Below are 25,098 nucleotides of genomic sequence, written 5' to 3' on the forward strand. Positions count from 1 at the left end.
AAAATAAACATATACTGAATGATACTTGTGACCAGATTAGAAAGGAGAAATCAGCTTTGACAAAATATCGGATCATGTCCTTTGATGGAGGCGGTACCTTAGGTGCTTTAAGTTTACAACTTTTGAACAGACTGGCTCAGCAAAACCCAAAATTAATTAGTCGAACCAATGTTTTTTCGGGAAATTCAATAGGTTCATTCACTGCCATTGCGTTAGCAAGTGGAAGATCGCCGAAGGAGACACTCCAGTTTTTTAAGGATAAAATCCTGCCGGCTTTCAGCGTTTCCCGACCAGGTGGACCTGTTTTTAACCAACAATTGCCATATTCTGGTTTCGTTAAAGCTGTACAAACATTTTTCCCATCAGATCTTCTCCTCAAAAACTTAAAAAGACGAATTGTTGTCCCTGCATTTCATTTATTCTCACCGGAGCTGAATCGTTGGACTCCTGTGTTATTCCACAACTTTCCTGGCTCTCCCTATTTAAATGAGAAAGCGAGTGATGTAATACTACGGAGCAGTGGTGCTCCCGCGACGCAACGAGCCTATCAAAACTACGTGGATGGGTATACAGTAACAACTAACCCCAGTACAGCCAGTATCGCGTTTGCAGTGGGGAAAGCCAAACAGCCGTTGGATCAAATTGCAGTATTATCCATTGGAACAGGTGAAGAGCCGACTCAATTAAGAAGAGATACGAAGGGGTGGGGGATGGTAAGTGCAGATAACATACGTCCCGAAAATATGAAGAACCTTCCCCCAAATTGGGGAGTTCTTTTGGATCGATCGCCCAATGAACCCTTACTGCCATTTCTTCAGATTGTCGCTAGTGGATCCGGTTACTATGAATCCATGGTCAGTTCTCAGCTTCTAGGAAATCGTTTTTTTCGGTTAAATCCACGGATCCCTAATTTCTCCAAAACGGACCCTTCTGTGGTTCCAGCTGTCATTTCAATTGCTAACAAAACAGATTTACAACCTGCAGTTCAATTTATAGAGAAAAACTGGAATTAATAAAATTATCCCATAAGTCTGATTGAATTTTGGTTTTCATTTCAAGCATTTGGATTTTTCATAAAAAAACAGCCAGAACCTGGCTGTTTTTATTTATTCAGTTCTTCTTCAACTAAACTGCCCGGTTAGTTGCATAAAGAAAAAGCTGCCTTAAAGACAGCTTCGATTTTAAGCTAAAGCACCCGTTAGTTTAAGTACATTTCTTCACAAACTTATATTAGTTCGCAACTAAGATTTTAGAACATAATTGATAAATTCTGTTTTTGCTTTAGTGTACGCTTCACGATCATTGCTATATTTTTTTGCTAAATTTCTTTTAAGAATAGCGTATTCATCAATAAACTGCTGATTAGTCCGTAATAAATCACGAAAAAGTAGCTGATTATCCCACCGTTCTTCTCCCTCAAGTAAAATATGTAAATGTACTACTCGTTTGTCGTTAATTACTTTCACAAAAAATCTTTGCCAACTTCGATTGTCTATGTTAGGTGGTACATAATTCCAGTCGTGATTAGCTAACAATGAAGATATTTCTTTTATTTTTTGAAATGAATCAATTTTAGCCATTAAATCAATGATTGGTTTAGCTGGTAAATTTGGAATAGATGTACTTCCATAATGTTGAATTTCCGTTATGCCGAAAGTTGAAAGAAGATTAAGAAGAAGAGCTTTTTCCTGATTACCTTTTTCTACCCACTTGGGATTTGGTTCGACAATGTCTATTGTCTCATTAGCCCAAACGGGCCATGTGCTTTCATCATGAATATCTTTCATTTTACTCTCCCTCAAGATTTTAATTTTTTCAGTTTCAGAAAAATCTTAGTACCTGCATTCTTTTACAAACCTGCCTCGATAAAAGAAAAAGCTGCCTTAAAGACAGCTCCGATCTTCAGCTAACGCACCCGTTAGTTCAAGTAGGCACTAGTGCAACTTTTATTTATTTATCTACTCCTGCATCTATTTTCCAGCTATTTTGCAACTTCCGGATATAAATGATCTGACCAATGTGATATGCGTTATGAGTTGACACATTTCCGAGTATTGCCCACCATTTCACGTGTCCAGGATAACCATTAACTTCTCTCTCAACTTTTTCTTCAGATAATAACTCTTGCCAACGTAAAAGCACCTCTAATAGTTGTTTTTTTAAGTCAGCAAAAGTATGATTTTCAGGAATAATAAAGCTGTTATTATTATTTCCTATTGAAGGCACAGCATCAACGTGAGATTTTTGGTACCTAGTTTGCCATGTTTGATTCCAATATAGTAGATGCTGCACAATTTCAGCAATACTATTACTTTCTTCGTTTGGCTTCCAAAATGCATGTTCCTCAGACAATCTTTCTACTGAATCTGAAAATGGTAGGTACCAACTTGGGTCATTAGCATTTGCCAACAACTGATCCGATAAAACATCTTTTGCATGAACCATAACAAACACTCCTAATTTGTATATACTGTTTTTTCTAAATATTTAAACAATGTCATCTTAATTATATTCTACATAGTATTTTGATTGTCCTGTTCTTATTAAGCTAACCTGCCCCGTTAGCTCCATAAGAAAAAGAGCTGCCAAAGCAACTCCCTTAATGAAGTAAAGCACCTGTTTGTTTAAGTGATTTCATTCACAAAATTTCAGTGAAAAATTGAAATTCTAATATATTACTACTTCAAAACAAATGCGATAATCCCTATAATAATACACAGAATTCCACTCAAAAATTGCCCTAATCCTGAAGCTTCTCCCATTAGCAGTAAATTGAATATGTTTTTACTTTTTCGGTTTTTCCCAAATAAGCCATCATCTGTTTTCATACGATAAATACCCCAAACTATTAAAACAGCCCCAAAAATAAATAATACATTAAGCATTTATCTTCCTCCGTTGTTTGTTTAATATGTGCATCTTTGTGAAATGTGTTATTTGTCATCCTCATCAAAAATAAAAGTTTCTTCAATTGATAAATTAAAAACTGAAGCTATTTTATACGCAAGTAGCACAGATGGATTATACTTTTGTTTTTCTAATGAGATGATAGTTCTAGAAGATACACTTACTTTATCAGCTAATTCTTGTTGGGTTATTCCATATTCTATTCGCAATTCTTTTACTCTATTTTTCATAAATCCTCCGAATTAAAGGAAAAGATTGTAATAATTTCTAGACCCAATTTGGCTAATTATTAATGTGACTAAGACAACAAATAATACAGTATTTGTTGGGATAACGACATAATTAGTTATAAACATAAGAATAAAAATTTCGCACATCAGAATTTGCAAGGAAAAGCGAGCAACTTTCCCATCAATTAAAGCATCTCTTTCGTCGTACTCCTTCGATAGTTCCTTTTCTAGTGATTTATTCTTACCGGATGTTATGTAAGAAATTGTTGAGTACAACAAAATTATCCCACCTAGGAATACTATGATATAGCCAAAATTAAATCTTTGTGATGTATCGAGGATTATTTGAATGATTCCCAATATTATTATCACCGTTGATACTAAAAAACGCTGTATGAATAGATTTTTCAATCATACCTCTCCTAACCAACTTATTCACCCGGAGTGAAGTTTTCTTCACATGAAGTTAACTTCATGTGAAGTTGGTTTCATGTTAATCTGTTTCAAAACAAATGTCAAGGGTAAATACTGAAACTAGAAGTAGCTAAATATTTCATCATTTGAAAAATTTTAGTTTTAATAGTGTTCAACTAACCTGCCCCGATAGTTCCATAAATCGAGTAGGAGGAGGCGCCTAGCCTCCGACCTCTCACACCACCGTACATACCGTTCGGTATACGGCGGTTCAGTTTAAGTCTGACGTAGTTTTGTATATCGTTCATATAGATTTACTAACCCTTGGTGGTGCCAATAAACATTATTAAGGGTTTTGTCTAGAATAGGACTATGCGCTATGCGCCAATAACCCTTTCTGCTATTTCCCCATTCATACGCTTTTCCAAATGGGGCGCCTAATCCTTTGAGTTTCCTCACTCTCGTTCTTGGCAATTTCCATTGCTTCCATAGGCACATCCTGAGTCTTCTTCGAATCCATGAATCTAAATTCTTCAAAACGTTCGGAGTATCAATGAGGGCGAAATAACCCATCCAACCTCTAAGGTATTGCTTTAACTTATTTATTCGGAGTTTCATGGGTTTCGGTAATTTTCTCGAGGTCATTTCCCTGATTCGTTTCTTTACTCTCTTCACCGTTTGTTTAGCCAGTAGAACCTTCGGGTTCTTCTTTGACTTCGTGAAACTAAAACCGAGAAACGTTCTGTTCCAAGGGCGATCATACTTCGACTTCTCGTAGTTGACCTTTAGCTTCAGTTTATTTTCAATGAAGCTTGAGATATTTCCCATTGCACGTTTGGCGGCTTTTCGTGTCTTCACAAAGATAGTACTGTCATCCGCATACCTTACGAATCGAAGATTGCGTTTCTCTAGTTCTTTATCTAAATCGTCTAACATGATATTAGATAATAAAGGACTTAACGGACCTCCTTGCGGAGTTCCCTCCTCACTTTTATGAAAAAGTCCGCCTATCATAATGCCTGCTTGAAGGAATCTACGAATCAGTTTGAGAACTCGTTTATCTTCAATTTTCCGCTCTAACATTCCCATGAGCTTGTCATGATTCACTTTATCGAAGAACTTCTCCAAGTCCATATCCACTACCCATGTATAACCTTCGGTTATATAGGACTTTGCCTTTCGAACCGCCTGGTGCCCTTGTTTGTTAGGGCGAAAACCATAGCTATTCTCCGAAAAGGTTGAGTCATATATCCTGGTTAATATTTGGGCAATGGCTTGTTGAATGAAACGGTCTAGAACGGTTGGAATACCCAATAGCCGAACTCCGCCGTTTGGTTTCGGGATTTCGATACGACGGACGGGCTGCGGTTGATAGGTACCCTGTAAAAGGGCAGTTTTCATGTTGTACCATTCAGTTGCGAGGTGCGGTCTCAGGTTTTGAACCGGCATTCCATCTACACCATGGCTTCCCTTATTTCTTTCTACACGCTTCAATGCCTGTATTAAGTTTTCCCTCTCTAGTATCTGTTCCATTAACATCGTTGATATCCTTTCTACGTGGATAAATGGTCTATTTGTGCCTTTATCTGCTCCACCCTTTTGAAGTTCCCCGTGTATTCACCACATCTTCCTTCAAATAAGTTCCGTTAGGAATTGTTTGCTTCTTCGCAGATAACGAACGCCTAGTATTCATCCTCCTTAATCTGTTCGGTCCTTCCTTATCTTCTCGAGTAGACAAGTACTATGACCTCTGCTGACTTCTGATGATTCAGCTGTCCATCACTGGACAGGTTACCAAGTGTACTTGGCTGTCATCAGACCTCCCCGGGTAAGAGTGCAATCTTTCCCTCCATCTATCTGCTTCATTTACTCTGTACCACCTTCGGCAGTAAGGACTTTGTTTTGTTTCGCAAACTCATCCAATGATACCTAGCCTTATATGAAGTTCGTGTTCCTCAGACCGAAGGTTTGCCGCTTGCTTCCTTCAGATTCCACGTCACCGTGGACACCCTTGCATTAAGCTAACCACTACTACTGCCTTCATGGTTCGGGACTTTCACCCTATAGATTGCACCCATGCCGGGCGCACGAAAAAGCTGTCTTAAAGACAGCTCCGATCTTCAGCTAACGCACCCGTTAGCTGAATAAGATATTTCCTTTATATTAATTCACTTTAAGGATGTTTAAATGCTTCGTTGTAGAAATCAAATCTATTTTATGATTTCCTTTTGTGTAAAAAACGGAAGCCCCTTCTCTTTCTCCCTTTTTCCATCCATTCGCTTTAAGGACTAATTCATATCCAAATGGTATGCCATTTTCTTCCGATGCTTTTGACCAATCATAACTTTTCCCTTGTTCATTTTCCTGGACTAGCTCAGCATTTTTAGGAACTGGGAAGTCAAATGCATCTTTTGATGGTTCGTATAGAGATAACGTTATGAAATAATAAATGACTCCACCTATCAAAAGCGTAGCTAAAGTAAGTGTCCAACCAACCATTTTCTTCATTGTACTTACCCTTCCTTCATAGGTTGTTATTTGGATCGATACTCCAAACAACTATTTGTTTTCTACATATTCTATTCAAATTGTGGATTATCCTTGTTCAACTAACCTTCCCCTTTAGTTCCATAAAAAAAAAGAGCTGTCAAAGCAACTCCCTTTATTGAAGTAAAGCACCTGTTAGCTAAGTACTGTTCTTCACAAACATCTAACTTCCCAGCGTCTCCAACTAAAATTAAGCAGTTATTTTTCGCGGAAATTTTTTACTCATTTTACTTAACCAAATAAATAAAACCACAATGATTAATATAACCGGGGCTAACTCTTTCGGGAAAAATAGCATTAGAGACATCCCTACTAGTAAAGGTGTCTTTAAAATAGCAATCGAAGCACTACTACCTACAACAGCTACAATAAAGAGCATATCTAGTTGTGGAAAAAAAGTCGCGATAGCGTAGCCTTGTAAAATGGAAGCAAATATAACTGGTAAAATACTCCCACCAATCCAACCTGACTTTAAACAAAACTCCATAAAAATCAGTTTTAAAACAGAACCCAAAATTAAAGTAGCAATCGAAAGTGTCGGTACTAAACTAGGTAAATCTCGCATAGAAAGTTGGCTGGAAAAAAGTAGATTAGGAGCGATTAAAGACATCAAACCAATACCAATACCACCGATAACAGCACTTAAAATAATTTTATTGTTCAATTTAGAAAAGAATTTATTCATTGCTCTTTCCATTAGTTCATAAAGTTTACTAAACAAAATACCAAACAAAACAAAAGGAATAAAAAGAAACAATTCATCCAATCCCCAACTAGTTTCCCCTAACTTTGTCACAAAAGGGGGTTGTTCTGATATTTTAATTAAAAACATAAAGGTCACCATACCGTTAACGATAAATAACATATATAATAATTTCTTAAATAAAAGCAGTTTTTTCTCTTTAGGAGCCCGATCAGGATTATAGGGAATTAGGTAGTTATGAGGTAAAGCTAATTTTTTTAGTCTAATTAACCAAGATTCCTTTTTCCATTCGTTGTAGGAAAAATAAAAGTAACGCATTTTATCTCCCTGCCATACCGATAACGCAATAACAGAACTTAATATGGCTGCTGCAGGACCTACACTTGCACCAAAGATTAAAATTAAAAAAGCAATTAAAAAATTGAGACATACATATGAATAGTCAATTCTTTGAGTTGTTTTTAATTCAACAATAGAATCAGAAGCTGTTTTAGGTAGATTCCCCCACTTATACCTGCTAACACCTACTAAAATACCACCAAAAATACATAAAAATAATGTATAAATGGAGGGTACTTTTAATTTATTGGATATGTCAGTCCATAAAAAATCTGTCAAGCCATTAACTAAAATTAAAAAAACAGAAGAAATAAAACCGATTATCCCACTTAGAATTAAGCCATAAACAAGTAATCTGATTATTTTAATATACTTCTCAGTCAAAATAAAATTCACCACTTTTTATATATATTAAGACTCTCTCTTGTTGCATTAAGTAACTATATTCATTTGAAATACTACTAATTTTAATTATGTCGAAATAATTATACTAGACTTTACAATAAAAGGGTTACTTTAATGTGTTCTCTTATCGGAGAGAACACATTAAATTTCAAGTGAAATAACACTTCAATTAGCAGCTTCATTGGAGTGCTATTTTTGTTTTATCTCATAAACTTATCTATTAGAAGTAATTTTGTTATTCAACTAACCTGCCCCGTTCGTATTATAAGGTCAGCCAGTTATTTCTGGTTGAACAATTCTTATATCGATCTATGATAACGGCAGCCGGGGTAGAACGTACCTGCCCGTGGGACATGATCTGAAAATTTTAGAGAAAGATATTGACATCCTATTAGCTGGTATCGTTTCATTAAGTAGCGTGTGCGTTAATGGATGTAAAATTCATACATAAGTTGTTTAGAATTTCATCATAATCAGTTTTTTTTGCACCAGAACCCTTAATCTGATAGACACTGCAGTGATGAAAATAAGCTTGGTTTGGCGATAATTAATAAGAAAAAATCTATTATTAAGGGAGTACCTACATGGTTAAATTGTTAATTGCTGATCGCGATCAAAATGAACGAACAGGGATTGGCTGGCTAGTTTCTTCGTTTTCGATTCCATTTGATCACATTCTATTAGCAGGCTCAGTATCTGAGGTATTTCATCTAATAGAGGCCGAAGTACCAGATGTTGTTTGCATTGAACTCGATATGATTCCAAAGAATGCGTGGGACAGCTTTAAGGAGCTGACCAAACGGTACATACAAAAGGTCATCGTCATGACGGCTGAAGCCACATTTGAACGTGCGCTTCAAGGCATCGAGCTTCATGCCTATGATCTATGGGTAAAACCTCAGTCGCCTGACCATATCAAACGAGTATTAACCCAGTGCTGCAAGGCCGTTTCAAAAACTGAGGAGAAACAAGAGCCATCGGCTCAAATTAAGGTTCCTTCCGTATCTTACAGTTCTCTATTCGTGCATCAAGAAACGTTAGGCGCCAATTTCCGATTAATGCTGATGCAGTTGGAAAATTCGAAGAAACAACCTATACTGCTATCTTTTTTACAAGAATATCCATTTAAGAACCGACCGGTTGTATTGCCGCTAAGCGACATGATCGTTTCTGTTTTTTCATTCGATAACCAGCAGCCACAGCCACTCAAACAATTAAAGCACATAGGCAATCGGATTCTAACCGAATGGGAAGAGCAGTTTTCGGAGCCCATGTCACTAGTTTTATATGATACTAATGACCCGTTTCTTTCGTTAAATGAAAAATATCTTCATGCGAAGCAAGCGCTAGAAATTCGTTTTTTCAAAGGATATCGGCAGCTTTCGGTCATTGAGGATAAGGTGAACTGGGTTATGATCGATCCGTTTTTAACCCCGTCTGAACAGCGCGAATGGATTGACATGCTGAACGAAGGTGACAGGGACAAAATTAAGCAGTGGATGTATAAAGAATTTTTGAATAAGGCAGATCCCTATCCCGAGCCAGGTTTATTGCGAACCCGGTTAACAAGCTTATTAGCCCAAGTCCGACGCTTCATGAAGTCATTTTACCTTGACGAAGGGATGCTTGAGAGACGTTATCATCAAGTCTTTGAATCCATCCTATACAATCCGATTCTATATCGGATCGTACAGGAGTTATTGCTGTTCTTATATGAAGTTCTTGATCGGGCAAATAACAATCAAGAAAACGCTCGTACAAATGTGATTGAGCAGGCCATCCGGTACATTGAGGAGAATTTTACTAACCCTAAGCTAAGGCTTGAGGACGTTGCGAACCATGTAAACAGAAGCGCAGCGTATTTTAGCTCGCTCTTAACAAAAAAACAAGGAAGCTCGTTCCGACAGCTATTAACAAAGACACGGATAAACGAAGCGCAGCGTCTATTGATAGATACAAAACTCTCGATTCAAGATGTAGCAGATAAAACAGGATTTATAAATGCAAATTACTTTAGCAAAATTTTTAAGGAAAAAACCGGTACAACCCCTCGTTCATTTAGAAATCGTAAAAAAGTATAGAAATCTAAAATAATTATAGTTTTCAAATGTAAGCGTTTTACATTACACTTTAAATTCGAAAAAAATTAGAAAAATTCAAAAAATAGACGTCTGTTTTCAATCGCTTTCCTTCTCTAAACTAGAGAAGTAGGAAGTGTCCCAAAAATCAAATATTGAAAAGGGGAAAGACGCATATGACCGAACAAAAATTTAAGATGGATGACGCTCCACTTAACAAGTTCCATATGAAAATTACAGCGCTTACTTTTGGCTCTAATTTCTCTGATGGGTATGCTCTTGGGATTATTGGAGTGGCTCTTACTCTCCTTAGCCCACAAATGGAACTCAATTCGATGTGGGTAGGACTAATTGGAAGTTCTGCTTTGGTCGGGCTCTTTTTCGGTAGTCTAGTACTTGGAGGGTTATCTGACCGCATAGGCAGACAGAAAATATACCTGCTTAACTTCTTATTGGTCACTATAGCTTCGTTGCTGCAACTATTTGTGGATGGTCCCGTAGAGTTGTTAATTTTGCGTTTACTGATAGGTTTTGCTCTCGGAGGCGATTATGCAGTCGGATCGACTTTACTTGCCGAGTTCGCGCCTAGAAAGTATAGGGGGTTCTTACTGGCTTCTCTAAATGTGCTCTGGACGGTAGGTTACGTCTCTGCAACCATTGTCGGATATTATTTAGGACAAGCTGGTCCGGAATCATGGCGTTGGATGCTTGCTAGTGCTGCAATCCCTGCATTCATTGTGCTGCTACTGCGAATCGGAACGCCTGAATCCCCACAATGGCTCATCAGCATGGGACGTATTGATGAAGCACGCCATATCGTAAAGAAGTATATAGGGCCGAATGCGGAAATCGACGAAACTGTTATTGAGACTCAAAATAAAAATGGCTTTCGTGCTCTTTTTAACAAAAAATTTCGGAAGCGAACAGCTTTTGGAAGTCTATTTTATGTCTGTATTGTCATTCCGTACTTTGCCATCTACACATTCCTACCGTCTATCTTAAATAGTATGGGTTTAGCAGAAAACTTCACTGTAGACTTGTGGTTAAACATATTCCTAATCTTGGGTTCGGTTGCTGGTCTTTGGCTTATGGAGAAATTTTCTCGCAGAGGTTTCACGATTAGTACGTTTGCAATCCTGACTGTCTGCTTGCTTATGCTTAGCATTTTTCACGAACCTAAACTTTTAGTAATTCCGATTTTTCTGGCTTTTACTTTTATATTATCAGCAAATTCAAATCTTACGCTAACATATCCGGCCGAACTTTTCCCAACCGAAATTCGCGCATCAGGTGTTGGTTTTGTGACAGCATTCAGCCGAATTGGTTCTGCTATAGGGACATTCCTCCTGCCCCTTAGTATGAACACTATAGGGTTGGATGCCTCGATGATTGGAATGACGGCTATTCTGTTAATTGGTACTATCATTTCGATTGCCTGGGCACCGGAGACAAAGTCACTCTCTTTAAGCGAGGCAAGTAATCCTTTTAATGAAGCAAGTAATTCAAACTTAAACCCCTTGAACCATAAGAAAATTAATTGACATGAAAAAAGGAGTACCTTTCCAATTCTCGAAAGAGAGGTCTCGTTGCGAAATTTTACTAATCCAATGGCTTTAACATCATAAAGGTTAATGTTTTGTCAAGCTGCACAATATAGGAGATGAGTTTATTATGAAAACACAAGAAAAAGTAATGATAACTGAAGATGATTTTAGTATCGGGGATTTGATTTCAGTAGCAAGGCATCATGCCCCTTTGGAGCTGTCTATGAGTGTAAAGAAAGGGATTAGCCAAGGAAGGGATATAGTCGAGCGTTTTGTCGAGGAGGAGCGAGTCATATACGGAATTACGACCGGAGTAGGAGAGAATTCAAAAATAAAAATTTCAGCCTCTGATTCGAGAGAATTGCAAAAAAATATAATTATGAGTCATGCTTGCGGTATGGGCGATCCGTTGGAGAAGGAAATAGTAAGGGCAATTATGGTGATGATGATCAAAAATTTATCCCTTGGTTATTCTGGAGTAAGACTTGAAACGGTAGAGAGATTAGCAGAGATGGTGAATAAAGATGTCATACCATTCGTCCCTCGAGAAGGTTCCCTAGGTTACTTAAATCATCAGGCACATATCAGTTTGGTCCTTTTGGGGATGGGTGAGGCCTATAATCAGGGCGTACTAACAGATGGCGAGACGGCATTGAAGAAGGCCGGAATCAAGCCAATCGAACTGCATGAAAAGGAAGGGCTTTCTTTGATTAATGGCACGGTAGATATGACTGCAATTGGCGCCCTGGCCGTTTATGATGCCATTAATGTTCTTAAGGCGGCAGACATTGTTTCGATAATCAGTTTTGAGGCGCTGAAAGGAACATACTATGCCTTTGATCCCAAAATTAGTAAAGTAAAACGTCATCCTGGACAAAAAAAGACAACTGATAATATTCATAAGCTGATAGAAAACAGTGAGATCACGGAAAAATTTAAAGATTACCGCACACAAGATGCTCTTAGTATTAGGTCCATTCCACAAGTGCATGGAGCTTGTAAAGACGCTGTTGATTACGTTAGGACGATTGTGGAGAGAGAAATGAATTCAGCCTCAGATAATCCGTTGGTGTTTGATGATCAAGAGGGTGCAAGAGCGATATCCTCTTCCAATTGTCATGGAGAAGCGATAGCCTTAGCCATGGACTTTCTGGCAATCTCTCTATCTGAATTGGCCAATATTTCTGAACGAAGGATTTTTAGACTCGTCTCGCCTCAGTATAGCGAGCTGCCACCGTATTTGATCGAGCAAAGTGGGCTTAACTCGGGCTATATGATTCCACAATATGTCGCGGCGTCATTGGTTTCTAACAATAAGGTTTATTCACATCCGTCGTCTGTGGATTCCATTCCGACAACCGGGGGACAGGAAGATCATGTAAGCATGGGGACATCTGCAGCTTTAAAGGCACTGAAAGTAATCGCCAATACTGAAAAAGTGATTGGGATCGAATGGATGTGCAGCTGCCAGGGGATTGAATTCCATCAGCCGTTACAGCCTGGAACAGGAACGACTGCAGCCTGCGATTTGTTTAGAAAATATGTGCCTCGCCTTGAGCAGGACAGAATTTTATACAAAGACATGCGTACAGCTGCGGAACTGGTTCATTCAGCAGAAATTGTAAAGCATGTAGAAGCAAAAATCGGTCCTTTGCAGTAGCTTTGAAACAAAGTTTGATCAAACTAATATAAGAAACCTTGATAAATGAATAAATAGAAAGGGCATGTTTTGAAAAAAGATTAATCAAAACATGCCCTTATAATATTTAATTGGATCATTCTTTTATAAAAAAAATTGATTATTTTTGTGTTCCTTCATGAACTAACGCACCCGTTAGTTCTATAAAACTTATCGCGGAGTTGACACAAACTGCGACATAAAAAATGCAATTAAGGCGAATTAAATTTAATTAATTTATCAAGTTCTTTATCAGAGACATACCGACTTTTGTAGGAAATAACTCTATAAGGAGTATAGTTTTCCCCAGGTATACGAAAAGTCATACGAATTAACTTATAAGGTGGGTTAAGTGGTCCTTCGAATCCAATTACTCGTAATGAAACATCATACGAATCATTTTGAATATCCCTTGAAATTTTTTCAATTCTACTTTCTGTGAATAACTGCTTATCACCGTGTTTTTCCATAATTTCAAGAATTGTTGAACCAAGATATCTTAGAAAAGCTAATTCCAATATGGAAGGTGGTTGGTTTTGAGGGACTATTTCTATTGTTGCCTTTGCTTCAATCACACTATTGTAGGAAAAGAAAATGATAAGAAAGAGTATGGTTGTTTTTCTCATTATTAAGTCTCCTTGTTAATTATTATCTTATTTTTTACAAGAAGACAGGAATTATCCAGTAAAAATCTTTACCGCGTAGTACGAATACACTACGCTTGTTGAACTAACCTGCCCCGTTTGTTGCATAAAAAAAGGAGCTGTTGATCAGCTCTTGGTAATGAAGTAAAGCACCTGTTAGTTTAAGTAGACTTCTTTACAACTATCAGTTTTAACAAAGAAAAAAGCCAGTTTTCCCTTTAGTAATGAAAACTGACTTTCTTTATTTAGACCAATACCATTATATTTCCCCTTGATTAATTCGATTAATTAACTCTTCAAGCCAATAAATTGTGTGCTCTGTTCTAGTTGAAACATAGCCACTCATAAATTCAATAAACTTCTCGTGACCTTCGTCGATCTGAATCTGCTGTTCAAAATCCTTAATTTGCTCCCAACGATCCCTGATATTTTTTGATTTTCTTTTCAGTATTACTAGTACTTCATCCCGATCAACATACTTTAGGTTTGCTAAACCAACCACCATATCCTTAATTTCATCCGCATTTTCAAACAACTTGTAGATTAATTTTGGTAGTTCTTCACGACCTTTAGCTGTAATTGCAAATACTTGCTTATCAGGTCGATGCTCTTCTTTTATGATTTCGACTGCCTCAACTAACCCTTTTTTTGCTAATGAATCAAAATGGTAGTACAGTTTACTTTCTGTTAACCCGCCTAGTCGATCCATTGGAATGGGTTCTGATAGCTGTTTTTTCAATTTATAAGGATAATTGTTATCCTCCATCAATTTACTCAATATAAAAATTTGAATGGGCATTCTCTTTGCTCCTTCAAGAAGAATTATCTCCTTATTATAGCAAAACTAAGCTGTGACTTCCGTTGCATTCTTTACACTTTCCGTTTCAGCCTTTGTTTCCGGATCTTCTATTGGCATTGGTTTATGGATAAAGGCGACAATAGCAATATTAATTAACAGTGCACCTGCACCAACTGCAACCATTGACCAAATATATGGACTTGGACTAATGCTGCCATATAGGTTTGCGTAGTATGCCTGTACCGAATAATACATTGGTGAAATGTGGCTCATCCATTCATATGGCAAGTACATCATATCACGTGTAATTGTGGCACCATTTGCTAATGTTTGTATTAATAAAATTGGTAAGTTTAAAATCATACCGCCTTCACCAATTAAGAAGATAATAATCGCTGTAAAGTTGAAACATACCATATAGTTTAAAATTTGTTGTCCTACTAAACTGAAGAACAGGTCACCACTTGGCTCATTGATTAAATATGTTACACCTAAAGCAACTAAAGATGATACAACCGCAACCAATAACGCAGTTAATTGTACATAGCTGAATAAACGTGTTTTACTTGCTTTTCCACGACTTTCTTTAAATGCACCTACTAATTGCATCGCTCCGATCATCGCACCCGTATATCCAGCCATCGTTAAGAACATTGGCAGCATATTATTATTCATACCGTCTGGTACTTCGTTGATTGTCACTACGTTTCCTACGTAAGCTGTTTCAATCTTTTTTGCTAATTCAGCAGCTTGCTCTTCTGGTACATTAAAATTCATTAATACGCCTTGGGCTGTTTGTTCTGAGAATTGTGTACTTAATTGATTGTTAATTTCGTTAACAACTGAATTCATAGTAGAAGAAACAGTTGTTGCCCCTGCTTCATTAATTGTAAAGTCGATTCCTGATGATGCTTCACCTTTTTGCATATCCGCAGAGAATGTTTCAGGAATGTGTACGACTAATGATAAATCATTGTGCTCTAAATCGTTTAAGGCTTGTTTATTTGTTAAATCCCTATCGATTTCTTTAAACGGTAAATTTTCTTGTAACTGGTCGGCAATCTTTGCCCCATATTCACCGGCATCATCATTGACAATAGCAATCGGTAATTTATCGATATTCCCTGGAATTGATGTATAACCAGGCAAGAAGATGCCTAGCATTGCAATGGCATAGAAAATCCCCATGAAGATTGTCGCAGTTGCACCTTTTGTTTTTAAGAACTGAGTAAATTTCATATGTTGTATCCTTCCTTAAGTAAGAATTTATTTAAATCAAATCATACCACTTTAACAAAAGTACTTTTATTAAACTACTCTAATTAAAGTACTTTTATAGTTTATTTTATTCCTATTGCAAAGTCAATAAAAAAAACGCTCCACTTTTTACGGAATACTTATCCAACAGGACAAAAAATGAAAATACTCCCCATACAGCAGCGCAAAGTGATGTGCTGCTATGGGGAGTATTTTTATGGTTTTCATTCTTTGACGGACCTTAAAAATTAGGTAGTTGTAAGTTCCAAACTGATCCTTTCGTGCCATAAGAAAAGGAGCTGCTGATCAGCTCCTGGTTATGAAGTAAAGCACCCTTTAGTTCAAGTTATATAGTAAATGAAGTTCTCATTATATGTAATGGATGTCGAAATGAGGGGATATTAATTCCATGCTTTGTAAATCCCATTCAAAGGTAAGTATAGCTGATTGTTTCGATTTATGTGTTAGGAGGCGTACACCATCTTTTATGATCATGCTTTCTGCATCCCAAAAACGGACAGTTTCGTCTTCACCAGTACGATTACAGACAATTACGGGCAGTCCTGTTTCTAATGACCTTTGTTCCCATTCTCCCTCTGGACCATGTAATCCAGGACCCCAGGAAGACGGTGCAATTAATATTTCTGCTCCTTTTTCAAATAAGTTGTATGCAATACCTTTGGTATATGCGTCTGCACAAATCATGATACCAACCTCAACATTGTCTGTTTTTATAGGCTCTATTACATCACCTGAAGCTGACCAATCATCAATAACACTGATTTTTCTCTGTTTACCTAATAAATGACCTTTTTTATCTATGACAAACACAGAATTATACAACTCTCCGTTACTGCCTTTTTCAGGGCAACCCAAAAATACAGTGCTTTTCAAATTCTTTAGTTTACGGCTCAAATTACTCATCCAAGCATCAGGTTGCCTGTTAATCCATCCAGTCCCAATCTTATGATTGAATTGAAGCCCGCTGACACATAGTTCGGGTGTTATAATCCATTCGGCATTATTATTTGATGCTATACGAATGGCTTGTTCAATTAGTTTTTGGTTATACTCCACATCACCAGCGATAGGCAATAGGTGTAATAAAGCTATTTTTATTCTTCTCATAGTGATCTCCCAAACATCAACTTATATTAATGGCTATGCTTTTAATAATTGTAGCATAGACATTGATTTGCTTGTTCAACTATCCTGCCCCTTTAGTTGCATAAGATAAAGGCTGCCTCAGCAACATTCCTTATAGAAGTAAAGCACCCGTTAGTTTAATAAGACTGTAAATTCCCCATAAAAAAACTGCACCTCAATTGTTAGATGATGTCTAACAATTGAGGTGCAGTTCAAGACGCAGGGATTTTATCTTGAACGAATAAACTATTTAAAAAGATGGTGGTATGCTCTGTGGAAAATGAAATAAATTTTTGGGATCATATTTCGCCTTTACTTTTTGAAGCCTTGCAAAGTTTGAGCCGTAATATGCTTTTCCGAAATTCTCAATATTTTGGTCTGGAACATTAACATATGAACCTGTTACATATGGTTTTATCAGCTTACGTACCCTTTCAACTGATGCAAGATTCATAGCTTCTTGTGATTTATTTTCCCAACTAGCAGTCCATTCCACATAAAACAATGGATTACGCCAAAAGAAGGCTGTTTTGTCGCTAGGTACTCTGCTTAAAGCACCACCCCAATTTATAAAAAAGAAATTGGATTCTGTCCCAGTGGCTTCCTCCAAAAATTTTCTCATGATTGAAATTGGTTTTTCCGACCAAAGATTAAGTCCCCAAGCCGAGGAGAATTTAACATTCTGATCAGATCTACCAGGGATTGGTTCGTCAGGGTCTAAGAAATCTATAGCGTCTGGATAGGATAATGTTTCTATAACTATTTGCGTTGGGGTTGCAGAATTTGTTAAAGGTTTCAATAATTTAATGAGCTCAGTTTTTGAACCCTGGAAAATTCCTTCGGCATGACACAAACCATTTACTTTGCTGTAAATCTCAAGTATGCACCCTAATCGTTCGTCTACAAACGGCGCCCATTTTTGCCAAGCTTTAAATACTGTTTCCAATTGTTCCCACGGCCAAATGATATTGAAGACGGTTGCAGTTTTAGGGGCAGGACGAACTTTAAATGTGTATTCGGTATTATATCCAAAATTACCTCCTCCTCCGCCTCTGGAGGCCCAAAATAGATCCTTGTTTTCGTCCTTATTTGCTTGAATAATCCTGCCTTTTGCATCCACTGTTTTCAGTGCGAGGAGGTTATCACTTATAAGACCAACCGATCGTGAGAGCACTCCAAATCCACCGCCCATCGTAATTCCTCCGATGCCAACGGTTGGACTGTCTCCAAACGGAGCCATAAACCCTTTTCGAGCTAATCCTTTTACAAGCGGGCCTACGTGAATTCCTGTTTGAACGGTTGCAATTGCCTTTTTTTTATTTAAGTGCACTTTTTGCATGTCACTGACATCAATAACAATTCCTCCCTTTACTACTGAGAGGTTCTTATCAAGAGCATGACGGCCACTTCTAACACGCACGGGTACATTATTCTTACGTGCCCATTTAATTCCATTGCTTACATCAAGGGTATTTTGTGCAAAAACAAAGACAAGAGGAAAAGTATCAACATAAGGGTTCCAATTCTTAATGGCTTCTTTATAGCCGGGGTCTCCTTTGAAGATTACACGTCCTGTTAACTCTCTAGATCCCATGCATTCCACTCCCATTAAATACTTTTGTAGATTTTCAATTGTATGAATTGAGAGTTAATACTATGAAAAAATTTAGAGAATTGGAATATCCTTCTTCCACATGTAATCTCATATAGTTCGCTCATATGACAGTTTTTCGTATATGTTTTGCGGAATAGGTTCTTTGTCAATAAGTCGTGTTCGTCTGTTGGTTCAAGCCGTTTAGCTGGAACATGGTGAATAGTGTTTACCTTATTAGGAGGAATATGCGGTCCACCGGCTACATAGCCGGTGGCTTTTTCATTATGTAAAACAATTAGTTTTTTCCAATGCCAAAGACTGTACCTTCATTAAAAATCAAATGACAGTTCAGGCATGAATTGATTCATATGTTTTTGAATTTCGTTATATTTGTCAGACTGATCACTCAAGGTTTTCATTGGAATGATCTCATATGGCCGGTTGACCCAGGTTGGCAGGAATTTAGGATTTTGCAGTTCGATTTTCACATCATCCCCGGTTTGGATTTTCTTTACGCCAATTTGCATAATACCGCCGATGTCTTTGTAATCTCCCTGCTGGCCGGATAAGAAATTCCCAAGCGAATAAGCAACAAATGCCCGTTCGCCGTTTGGTTTTGTAAGCCATGAAACAGGCTGCAAAACGTGTGGGTGGTGGCCAATAATAATATCAGCACCTGCATTAGCTGTCGTTTGAGCAAGCAGCTTTTGTTCATCATTAGGCAACCGTTCATACTCTTTGCCGAAATGCAGACTGACCACAACGACATCTGAAACTTTCTCTGCTTCTTTAACTTCCGTCTGGATTCTCGTGGTATCAATTAAATTCACAAGATGCGGCTTCCCCGCAGGAACAGGAATCCCGTTCGTTCCATACGTATAGCTGAGAAACGAAAAGGTAATATCGTTTCTTTTTAATATCCGAATGATCTTCTGGTCTTCAGACGATTGATAAGCTCCTGTATAAGGCATCCCAATACTGTTCCAGTGGTTAAGCGCATTCAAAATGGCCTTTTCTCCTCGGTCAAGTGTATGGTTATTGGCGATTGTCACGAGATCAACCCCGTTTGCCTTTAGAGCATCTCCCACCTCTACTGGTGAATTAAAGGAAGGATATGAGGAAAGCCCTATTTCTTTCCCGCCAATCATCGTTTCCTGATTAGCCACGGTAATATCCGTTTTTCCCAGATAGGGCTTCACAAATCGGAACATCGGATTAAAGTCATACGAGCCGTTTGACTTGCGGGCGGGTATATACACCCTATCGTGAATTAAAATATCTCCCACAGCGCCTATGGTTGCTGCAGTTACTTTTTGTTTCGGAACAGGTGTATGAGCGTTAGATGAAGCGTTTTCGGGTTTAAGTTTCTTTTTATTTTCTGCCTTTGTTTCCGAGACTTTTGGTTCCTCTTGAAATTGACTTTTTACAAATGGTGCAAGAATCCATAACAAACATATAAATGTAGCTAGAAACACTAGTATTCTTTTCATGGCAATGCTACCTCCTACTATTATAGTAGGGTGTTTTTAGGAAATAACAACAAAAATATCTATTTGATATTTAAAATGAACACATCATTTGTTTGAAACAGAGTACGAAATAGGAAAAAAAGTTAGCCATATCATGTGTTGCTATGTCAGATGTGCTTGCTATCTCATCAGTCGTATACAAAGCATTTCCGTTTGACGCAGTCCATTCCAAAAGGATACTTAAAGCAAATCGCGAACGAAGCGAATGATGAATAGACTTACTAGAAGTGAGCGAACTTGTCACTGTTCAACGATTGGCTAATTTTAAAAATGGGCACCAATCATATGTGACCACTTTGGATATCGGATAAAAGCCCTTCTCATATAGAGAGGGGCTTTTTTAGGCTCCTTTACTAGAATCATTTAGTGATTGATTTCATAACACAAATTTAAAATATCTTGTAAATTTTGAGTACACTCATAGTAGACAATTAAAAATGCTTGTTTACTTTAGGTGGTAATTTGCACGTAAAAGTATCAACTGTAGGGATTGATCAAAAGGCCCTCATGAACCCACATATTGGTTCTGATGCAAAAACTTCAATAATAGCAATTAATCTCTAAATCTTGGACATACTGATACTTTAATCTTAAAAAAGGTGCGTGATAGTATGGGAAATCAAAATTTATTCAAGTGGAAACATTATCTGCCTGACATGATTTTGTTAACAGTGAGATGGTACCTGCGGTACAACTTGAGCTTTCGTAATTTAGTGGAGATGATGGAAGAACGCGGCTTATCGATGGCTCACACAACGGTTATGCGTTGGGTTCATCAATATGGACCGGAATTAGATGAAAGGGTACGGCGTCATCTTAAGCAAACAAATGACTCCTGGAGAGTCGATGAAACGTATATCAAAGTAAAAGGTCAATGGATGTATCTGTATCGTGCAGTGGATTCCAAAGGAAACACGATTGATTTTTATCTCAGTAAAACAAGAAACAAAAAGGCTGCAAAGCGCTTCTTCAAGAAAGCTTTGCGGTCTTTTCATGTTTCTAAGCCTCGTGTCATGACGGTCGATAAGAATCCGGCTTATCCTATATCAATTGAAGAGTTGAAAAAAGAGAAAAGCATACCTGATGGTATGTAACTTAGACAACAGAAGTACTTGAATAACATAGTGGAGCAAGATCGTCGCTTTATAAAGAAGCGAGTCCGTTCTATGCTAGGATTAAAAACGTTTCGAACAGCCAAACAAATCATCTGTGGAGTGGAGGTGATGCATATGCTGAAAAAAGGACAACTTCAACAAGGGGTGAAGTCTGTCCAAAGTGAGATTGAATTTATACTTAAATTATTTGGAGTAGCCTCATAATTCATAGATGAAAAGGATATTGAGTTTCTACGTTTCTAACAGGTCATATTTGCACCAGAACCTTTTTACATGTCTTTCCGATAATGCCAAAGAAAATTCAAAAACAGAACGAACTTCAGAATCTTTAACAGGAATCGGTTGTCAGCATCCCCTCATTATGAAAGCTTTTGTCCTATTGATAATTCGTTGTTCCTAAGCCCTTAATTTTTGTTTTAACATGTATGTTTATTTTGGATTTTGCTAGATTTTTCCCCCAGTCATCTTGTACTTTTTTCCACTCTTGATAGGTGTAGGCTCTTGCATACAGACCAAGCCCTAGAGGATCAATTTGAGCTTTTTGTATTTTCTGAATTAATCGGTTGAATTCATTCTCGAGCTCATTTGCAATGCTTTTTTCAAGCTTTGCATAATCTTTTTTGACATCGAATGGAAAGAGTTGTTCGGATATCGAGATTTGTAAATTTACATTTATATCATATACAAAGTGTCTATTGAACTTTACTTTCTTCTTTACTTTCAAATCTGGAATGGAGAAGCTGATGTATGGTTTGCCTTTACTGGCGGATTCCATAGAAACCGGAATAGTTATGGAATAATCACCTTTTTGTTTACCTTCTAAAATATTTAATAATTGATTTTCTTCAGGTGTTATTGTTAATTTATACTGGCCGGACTGAGCTAGAAGTGCGGAGCCTGTTAGCTCGATTCTTTTTTTCTTTTTGATTTGGGTGATCCAGGCTGTTCTCCCTTTGTCCTTCATTTGTCTGTGAAAATCCTGGAGGGTCGTTTTTTTCACAATATTTCTCTTGGCGGCAGCATCAATTAAACTTGTTAAATATAGAGATAGTCGCGGTTTATCTGTTGGTTTATCGAAAATAACATCTGCAACTGATCCATCTACAGCGACAACACGCGCGGTTACTGTATTTTTAGGATCTCTGAAGAAAGGATCGAGATAGTCAAACCAATCCTTCTTTTTAAGCAGTCGTTTCCCCACCAAAAAGATTTGCGTTTTACTTCCTGATGTTAATCCTATTACCCTCGCATCAAATTTTTCTCTTGAATGTCGGAGGGTGTATGATTTAACTTCATACACTTCTTCCTTATCTTTTGCCTCTTTACTAAATATCGGGCTTGACATATACACTAATAAATTATCCTCTTCATCTAAATCGAGGCCTAAAATAAGTGAGGCGCTAATTTCCTCTATTGGTGTTGCATCCATACACCCAGAGAGTATCATTACAAGGGTCAAAAGACACAATCCTATTTTTCGGCTCATGAAAATCACCTCCGTGAAAATCTCTCATATCCCCAACTGTAAACCCATAAAAAAACGGGAAACACATATGCTATCGCAATCCCGGCATTCGAGATCCATTTTTGCCAGGTTGTTACTTGCATCCATGTTGGTTGAACAAAAAATATGGCCACGACGAGTAAACCTAACAAAACGGGCACATATAAACTATGATCCTGCTTATTCATTAATTGACTGAAACTAAAGACCGTACAGTACATGTACAAGATCCAGGATCTTGAGGAAAAAAGGATTAAAATATTCAATATAACCATGTCAAGACGTTCAATAAAAGGGAATTCAATCACTTTGAGCATATTTAGGACAGGCTGATTAAAATCGGTAATGCTATCCGGACTAAAGAACACAAAACAGCTAATGGTTACAAAGAGATAAAAGAACATCGATATGGTGTTGGCAATAATAATTCCATGAATGGCATATTGCTTTTTCTGTAAAAAAGGATAAAAGAAAAAGGCAAGCTCAAACCCTAGGAACGAATAAATTACCGGCAGCATGGTAGCTGAAATTGACTTCCAACCAACTTTAAACAATGGAAGTAAATGCAAGAAACTTCCATCTTTTAATGGAAACAAAAAAATAACCGGGAGCCACATCGTCATATAGAAAATCAATTCATTATATCTTCCAATAACACGGAGACCATTCCTGACTATAAATAATACCGGGATTGAAAATAACAACACAATTAAGTAGTCAGGTGTATTGGGAAGAAACCATGCTTTTATATAAAGCAAAGTGTTAATAAATATCAGTAAAGAAACGCATAAAGTGTATCCAAGAATAATGAAAATAGCCACTTTACCTAGTATTTTTCCAAAAAACCGGATAAGAAGATCGTAAAGCGTGTCATTTGGGTACTTCTCAGCCGTTTTCACCATAATAATACTGGCAGCAACGCTTAATATCCAACCAATGATGAGGCCCATCCAGCCGTCTGTTCCAGCCTTTTCGGCAACAACTCTTGGAAGCGACAAAAAACCGACCCCCATCTGGGTCCCAACAATCAAAAAAATGAATTGCAGTAGGGTGATTTCATTATAGGTGTATTTTTTCATTTTCCTCACCTTATCTTTTAGGCTTTCCCTGACGATTGGATTGAATGGTCCTTACACTTTTTGGTCTTGTAATCATTTTCCATAAAGGAAACCGAATAAATGAGTCCTTCATATCAGCAAACCGGAAAGGAGCTAATGGGCTTGCATACGGAGTTCCCAGCGATTCAAGACTAATTAAATGGGCAATCAACGTCATGGCACCAATCATGATTCCAGTACTTCCAAACATGACTGCTAATAACATCATTGGAAATCGCAGCATTCGGATAGCCGTCCCCATGTCATAACTTGGAATGATAAATGAGCCGATTGCTGTTGCAGAAACGACAATCACCATGATATTGCTTACTATCCCTGCCTGAACAGCTGCCTGTCCGATCACAATCCCTCCCACAATTCCAACCGTTTGGCCTATTGGAGCCGGAAGACGAACGCCCGCTTCTCTCATCATTTCAATGGTAACCTCCATCAGGAGTGCTTCAATGATTGGCGGAAAGGGCACAACCACCCGTGATTCTGCGATGGATAAAAAAAGCTTTAAAGGAATGACTTCGTAATTATAGGATATAATGGCTACATATGTTGAAGGTAGAAATAATGTGATCATAAAGGCGAAAAAGCGCAGCAACCGTATCAATGATGCTGCTAACCAGCGTGTGCTGTAATCATCAACACTCTGAAGAAAAGACATTAATGTTACCGGAGCAATTAAAACAGATGGCGAACGATCGACGATAACGGCAAATCGACCTTGAAGAATTTGTGAAGCTGCTGAGTCCGGCCTCTCGGTTAATATAAACTGAGGAAACGGGGAATATGGGTTATCTTCAATTAATTCAGATAGTTCACCAGTATTAATTATTACGTCCATTTGAATCTGTTTGATTCTGTCTTCAAGTTCCTGCAGTACTTCTTCGCTAGCAACATCTCCCAAATAAACGATAAAGACCTTTGACTTTCCGCGAACACCGACTGTAAGTTCCTTTATGATCAAATCTCGGTTAGGAATATACCTTCGCAACATTGCTACATTCTGACTTCCGGTCTCTACAAATCCCTGGTGGGCACCTTTCAGTGATGTTTCAAGCTTCGGATCTTCAATCGCTCTTTGAGGCCATCCTTTTGTATCCAAAAGAAACGCTTTCGTTTCCCCTTGGATGAATAAGGCGCTGTCACCTGCAAAAAGTGCATTTTCAACGGATTTCCATGAATGGACGTCTTCAACATCCCCTACAGTTGTAGGCAATCCCTTCTTTGGGTCGAAAGAGGATTGCATCACGGCACTTAGAACGTTATTGCTTATTGAATTTTTATCTGTTAAACCATCTACGTATACTAAAGCTGCCTTTGTTCCCTTTCCGGCGAATTCGAAGTGGCGAATCACCAAATCCGGAGCATGGTGAAACATCTGCTGAAGTACTTGTATATTCATCGATAAATCAGGATACAGCGGAGAATGATCTATCGAACTAAGTTTTTCTGAATAAACATTTTGGTTTGTTTGCTGGTATTTTGAATGACGTTTCCTTTTAAATAAACCGGAGAAAAAAATATGGAACGACCCCCTTTCTCTCAGATTTATCATT

General features: G+C 37.7%; 21 protein-coding genes and 1 pseudogene. 5 read left to right on the top strand and 17 right to left on the bottom strand.

Going from position 1 to position 25,098, the window contains the following annotated elements:
• The first annotated feature begins 56 nt into the window (after positions 1–56).
• The gene (locus QUF78_RS23170) at positions 57–1,013 is read left to right on the top strand and encodes a patatin-like phospholipase family protein (RefSeq protein WP_289326543.1); all 957 of its coding nucleotides are present in this window, start codon (positions 57–59) and stop codon (positions 1,011–1,013) included.
• A 228-nt stretch (positions 1,014–1,241) separates the two neighbouring features.
• On the opposite strand, the gene QUF78_RS23175 is transcribed toward QUF78_RS23170, so the two are convergent.
• The 8 genes from QUF78_RS23175 to QUF78_RS23205 all read right to left on the bottom strand — a co-directional run bounded on the left by QUF78_RS23175 (position 1,242) and on the right by QUF78_RS23205 (position 7,524).
• On the bottom strand, positions 1,242–1,787 hold the full coding sequence (locus QUF78_RS23175; RefSeq protein WP_289326544.1) for a GrpB family protein: 546 nt from the start codon (positions 1,785–1,787) through the stop codon (positions 1,242–1,244).
• A 163-nt stretch (positions 1,788–1,950) separates the two neighbouring features.
• A complete protein-coding gene (locus QUF78_RS23180) occupies positions 1,951–2,445 on the bottom strand; it encodes a DinB family protein (RefSeq protein ID WP_098937146.1) in 495 nt (164 codons plus the stop codon).
• A 233-nt stretch (positions 2,446–2,678) separates the two neighbouring features.
• Positions 2,679–2,885, bottom strand: coding sequence for a hypothetical protein (locus tag QUF78_RS23185; protein ID WP_289326545.1), 207 nt, complete (start codon positions 2,883–2,885; stop codon positions 2,679–2,681).
• A 48-nt stretch (positions 2,886–2,933) separates the two neighbouring features.
• On the bottom strand, positions 2,934–3,137 hold the full coding sequence (locus QUF78_RS23190; protein ID WP_063235833.1) for a helix-turn-helix transcriptional regulator: 204 nt from the start codon (positions 3,135–3,137) through the stop codon (positions 2,934–2,936).
• 12 nt (positions 3,138–3,149) lie between these two features.
• On the bottom strand, positions 3,150–3,548 hold the full coding sequence (locus QUF78_RS28080) for a DUF2178 domain-containing protein (protein WP_483313865.1): 399 nt from the start codon (positions 3,546–3,548) through the stop codon (positions 3,150–3,152).
• Positions 3,549–3,827: 279 nt separating this feature from the next.
• Positions 3,828–5,090, bottom strand: coding sequence for a group II intron reverse transcriptase/maturase (gene ltrA / locus QUF78_RS23195; protein WP_289323229.1), 1,263 nt, complete (start codon positions 5,088–5,090; stop codon positions 3,828–3,830).
• A 624-nt stretch (positions 5,091–5,714) separates the two neighbouring features.
• Positions 5,715–6,059 carry a hypothetical protein gene (locus tag QUF78_RS23200; RefSeq protein ID WP_106027904.1) on the bottom strand — a complete coding sequence of 115 codons (345 nt, stop codon included), beginning with the start codon at positions 6,057–6,059 and terminating at the stop codon, positions 5,715–5,717.
• Between the two features lie 229 nt (positions 6,060–6,288).
• Positions 6,289–7,524: a chloride channel protein gene (locus QUF78_RS23205; RefSeq protein ID WP_289326546.1), complete on the bottom strand. Its 1,236-nt coding sequence runs from the start codon at positions 7,522–7,524 to the stop codon at positions 6,289–6,291.
• A gap of 605 nt (positions 7,525–8,129) precedes the next feature.
• Here QUF78_RS23205 and QUF78_RS23210 point away from each other — a divergent pair.
• The 3 genes from QUF78_RS23210 (at position 8,130) to hutH (ending at position 12,827) form a co-directional block, all read left to right on the top strand.
• Positions 8,130–9,626 carry a helix-turn-helix domain-containing protein gene (locus QUF78_RS23210; RefSeq protein WP_289326547.1) on the top strand — a complete coding sequence of 499 codons (1,497 nt, stop codon included), beginning with the start codon at positions 8,130–8,132 and terminating at the stop codon, positions 9,624–9,626.
• Between the two features lie 194 nt (positions 9,627–9,820).
• Positions 9,821–11,164, top strand: coding sequence for an MFS transporter (locus tag QUF78_RS23215; protein WP_289326548.1), 1,344 nt, complete (start codon positions 9,821–9,823; stop codon positions 11,162–11,164).
• A gap of 130 nt (positions 11,165–11,294) precedes the next feature.
• A complete protein-coding gene (hutH, locus tag QUF78_RS23220) occupies positions 11,295–12,827 on the top strand; it encodes a histidine ammonia-lyase (protein WP_289326549.1) in 1,533 nt (510 codons plus the stop codon).
• Between the two features lie 230 nt (positions 12,828–13,057).
• Here hutH and QUF78_RS23225 read toward each other — a convergent pair whose 3' ends face one another.
• From QUF78_RS23225 to QUF78_RS23250, 6 genes are all read right to left on the bottom strand, one after another.
• Positions 13,058–13,471, bottom strand: coding sequence for a hypothetical protein (locus QUF78_RS23225; RefSeq protein ID WP_289326550.1), 414 nt, complete (start codon positions 13,469–13,471; stop codon positions 13,058–13,060).
• A 277-nt stretch (positions 13,472–13,748) separates the two neighbouring features.
• Complete coding sequence (locus tag QUF78_RS23230) at positions 13,749–14,288, bottom strand: PadR family transcriptional regulator (protein ID WP_289326551.1); 540 nt, start codon at positions 14,286–14,288, stop codon at positions 13,749–13,751.
• 45 nt (positions 14,289–14,333) lie between these two features.
• Positions 14,334–15,527, bottom strand: a complete 1,194-nt coding sequence (locus QUF78_RS23235) for a YhgE/Pip domain-containing protein (protein WP_289326552.1) — start codon at positions 15,525–15,527, stop codon at positions 14,334–14,336.
• Between the two features lie 387 nt (positions 15,528–15,914).
• A complete protein-coding gene (locus QUF78_RS23240; RefSeq protein ID WP_289326553.1) occupies positions 15,915–16,673 on the bottom strand; it encodes a carbon-nitrogen hydrolase family protein in 759 nt (252 codons plus the stop codon).
• 268 nt (positions 16,674–16,941) lie between these two features.
• Positions 16,942–18,285 (bottom strand): FAD-binding oxidoreductase, encoded by a 1,344-nt coding sequence (locus QUF78_RS23245; RefSeq protein WP_289326554.1) that lies wholly within the window; start codon positions 18,283–18,285, stop codon positions 16,942–16,944.
• 329 nt (positions 18,286–18,614) lie between these two features.
• Positions 18,615–19,775: a CapA family protein gene (locus tag QUF78_RS23250; RefSeq protein ID WP_289326555.1), complete on the bottom strand. Its 1,161-nt coding sequence runs from the start codon at positions 19,773–19,775 to the stop codon at positions 18,615–18,617.
• 650 nt (positions 19,776–20,425) lie between these two features.
• Here QUF78_RS23250 and QUF78_RS23255 point away from each other — a divergent pair.
• Positions 20,426–21,133 (top strand): annotated as a pseudogene (locus QUF78_RS23255) (IS6 family transposase).
• 172 nt (positions 21,134–21,305) lie between these two features.
• On the opposite strand, the gene QUF78_RS23260 reads toward QUF78_RS23255, so the two are convergent.
• Genes QUF78_RS23260 through QUF78_RS23270 form a run of 3 tightly spaced genes read right to left on the bottom strand, consistent with a single transcriptional unit; the run spans position 21,306 to position 25,097 of the window.
• Positions 21,306–22,415, bottom strand: a complete 1,110-nt coding sequence (locus QUF78_RS23260) for a Ger(x)C family spore germination protein (protein WP_289326556.1) — start codon at positions 22,413–22,415, stop codon at positions 21,306–21,308.
• A gap of 5 nt (positions 22,416–22,420) precedes the next feature.
• Entirely contained in the window at positions 22,421–23,512 is a 1,092-nt protein-coding gene (locus QUF78_RS23265; protein ID WP_289326557.1) for a GerAB/ArcD/ProY family transporter, read from the bottom strand.
• Between the two features lie 10 nt (positions 23,513–23,522).
• Complete coding sequence (locus QUF78_RS23270; protein WP_289326558.1) at positions 23,523–25,097, bottom strand: spore germination protein; 1,575 nt, start codon at positions 25,095–25,097, stop codon at positions 23,523–23,525.
• Position 25,098: the final 1 nt, after the last annotated feature.

Origin of the sequence: Peribacillus sp. ACCC06369 (assembly GCF_030348945.1) — a bacterium.
Classification (GTDB): domain Bacteria; phylum Bacillota; class Bacilli; order Bacillales; family DSM-1321; genus Peribacillus.

Excerpts from the sequence above, each read along its gene's own strand:
- QUF78_RS23175 (WP_289326544.1), bottom strand. The coding sequence starts at position 1,787 with ATGAAAGATATTCATGATGAAAGCACATGGCCCGTTTGGGCTAATGAG.
- QUF78_RS23190 (WP_063235833.1), bottom strand. The coding sequence starts at position 3,137 with ATGAAAAATAGAGTAAAAGAATTGCGAATAGAATATGGAATAACCCAA.
- QUF78_RS23225 (WP_289326550.1), bottom strand. The coding sequence starts at position 13,471 with ATGAGAAAAACAACCATACTCTTTCTTATCATTTTCTTTTCCTACAAT.
- QUF78_RS23215 (WP_289326548.1), top strand. The coding sequence starts at position 9,821 with ATGGATGACGCTCCACTTAACAAGTTCCATATGAAAATTACAGCGCTT.
- QUF78_RS23210 (WP_289326547.1), top strand. The coding sequence starts at position 8,130 with ATGGTTAAATTGTTAATTGCTGATCGCGATCAAAATGAACGAACAGGG.
- QUF78_RS23230 (WP_289326551.1), bottom strand. The coding sequence starts at position 14,288 with ATGCCCATTCAAATTTTTATATTGAGTAAATTGATGGAGGATAACAAT.
- ltrA (WP_289323229.1), bottom strand. The coding sequence starts at position 5,090 with ATGTTAATGGAACAGATACTAGAGAGGGAAAACTTAATACAGGCATTG.
- QUF78_RS23235 (WP_289326552.1), bottom strand. The coding sequence starts at position 15,527 with ATGAAATTTACTCAGTTCTTAAAAACAAAAGGTGCAACTGCGACAATC.
- QUF78_RS23185 (WP_289326545.1), bottom strand. The coding sequence starts at position 2,885 with ATGCTTAATGTATTATTTATTTTTGGGGCTGTTTTAATAGTTTGGGGT.
- QUF78_RS23245 (WP_289326554.1), bottom strand. The coding sequence starts at position 18,285 with ATGGGATCTAGAGAGTTAACAGGACGTGTAATCTTCAAAGGAGACCCC.
- QUF78_RS23200 (WP_106027904.1), bottom strand. The coding sequence starts at position 6,059 with ATGAAGAAAATGGTTGGTTGGACACTTACTTTAGCTACGCTTTTGATA.
- QUF78_RS23240 (WP_289326553.1), bottom strand. The coding sequence starts at position 16,673 with ATGAGAAGAATAAAAATAGCTTTATTACACCTATTGCCTATCGCTGGT.
- QUF78_RS23180 (WP_098937146.1), bottom strand. The coding sequence starts at position 2,445 with ATGGTTCATGCAAAAGATGTTTTATCGGATCAGTTGTTGGCAAATGCT.
- QUF78_RS23265 (WP_289326557.1), bottom strand. The coding sequence starts at position 23,512 with ATGAAAAAATACACCTATAATGAAATCACCCTACTGCAATTCATTTTT.
- QUF78_RS23250 (WP_289326555.1), bottom strand. The coding sequence starts at position 19,775 with ATGAAAAGAATACTAGTGTTTCTAGCTACATTTATATGTTTGTTATGG.
- QUF78_RS23260 (WP_289326556.1), bottom strand. The coding sequence starts at position 22,415 with ATGAGCCGAAAAATAGGATTGTGTCTTTTGACCCTTGTAATGATACTC.
- QUF78_RS23270 (WP_289326558.1), bottom strand. The coding sequence starts at position 25,097 with ATGATAAATCTGAGAGAAAGGGGGTCGTTCCATATTTTTTTCTCCGGT.
- hutH (WP_289326549.1), top strand. The coding sequence starts at position 11,295 with ATGAAAACACAAGAAAAAGTAATGATAACTGAAGATGATTTTAGTATC.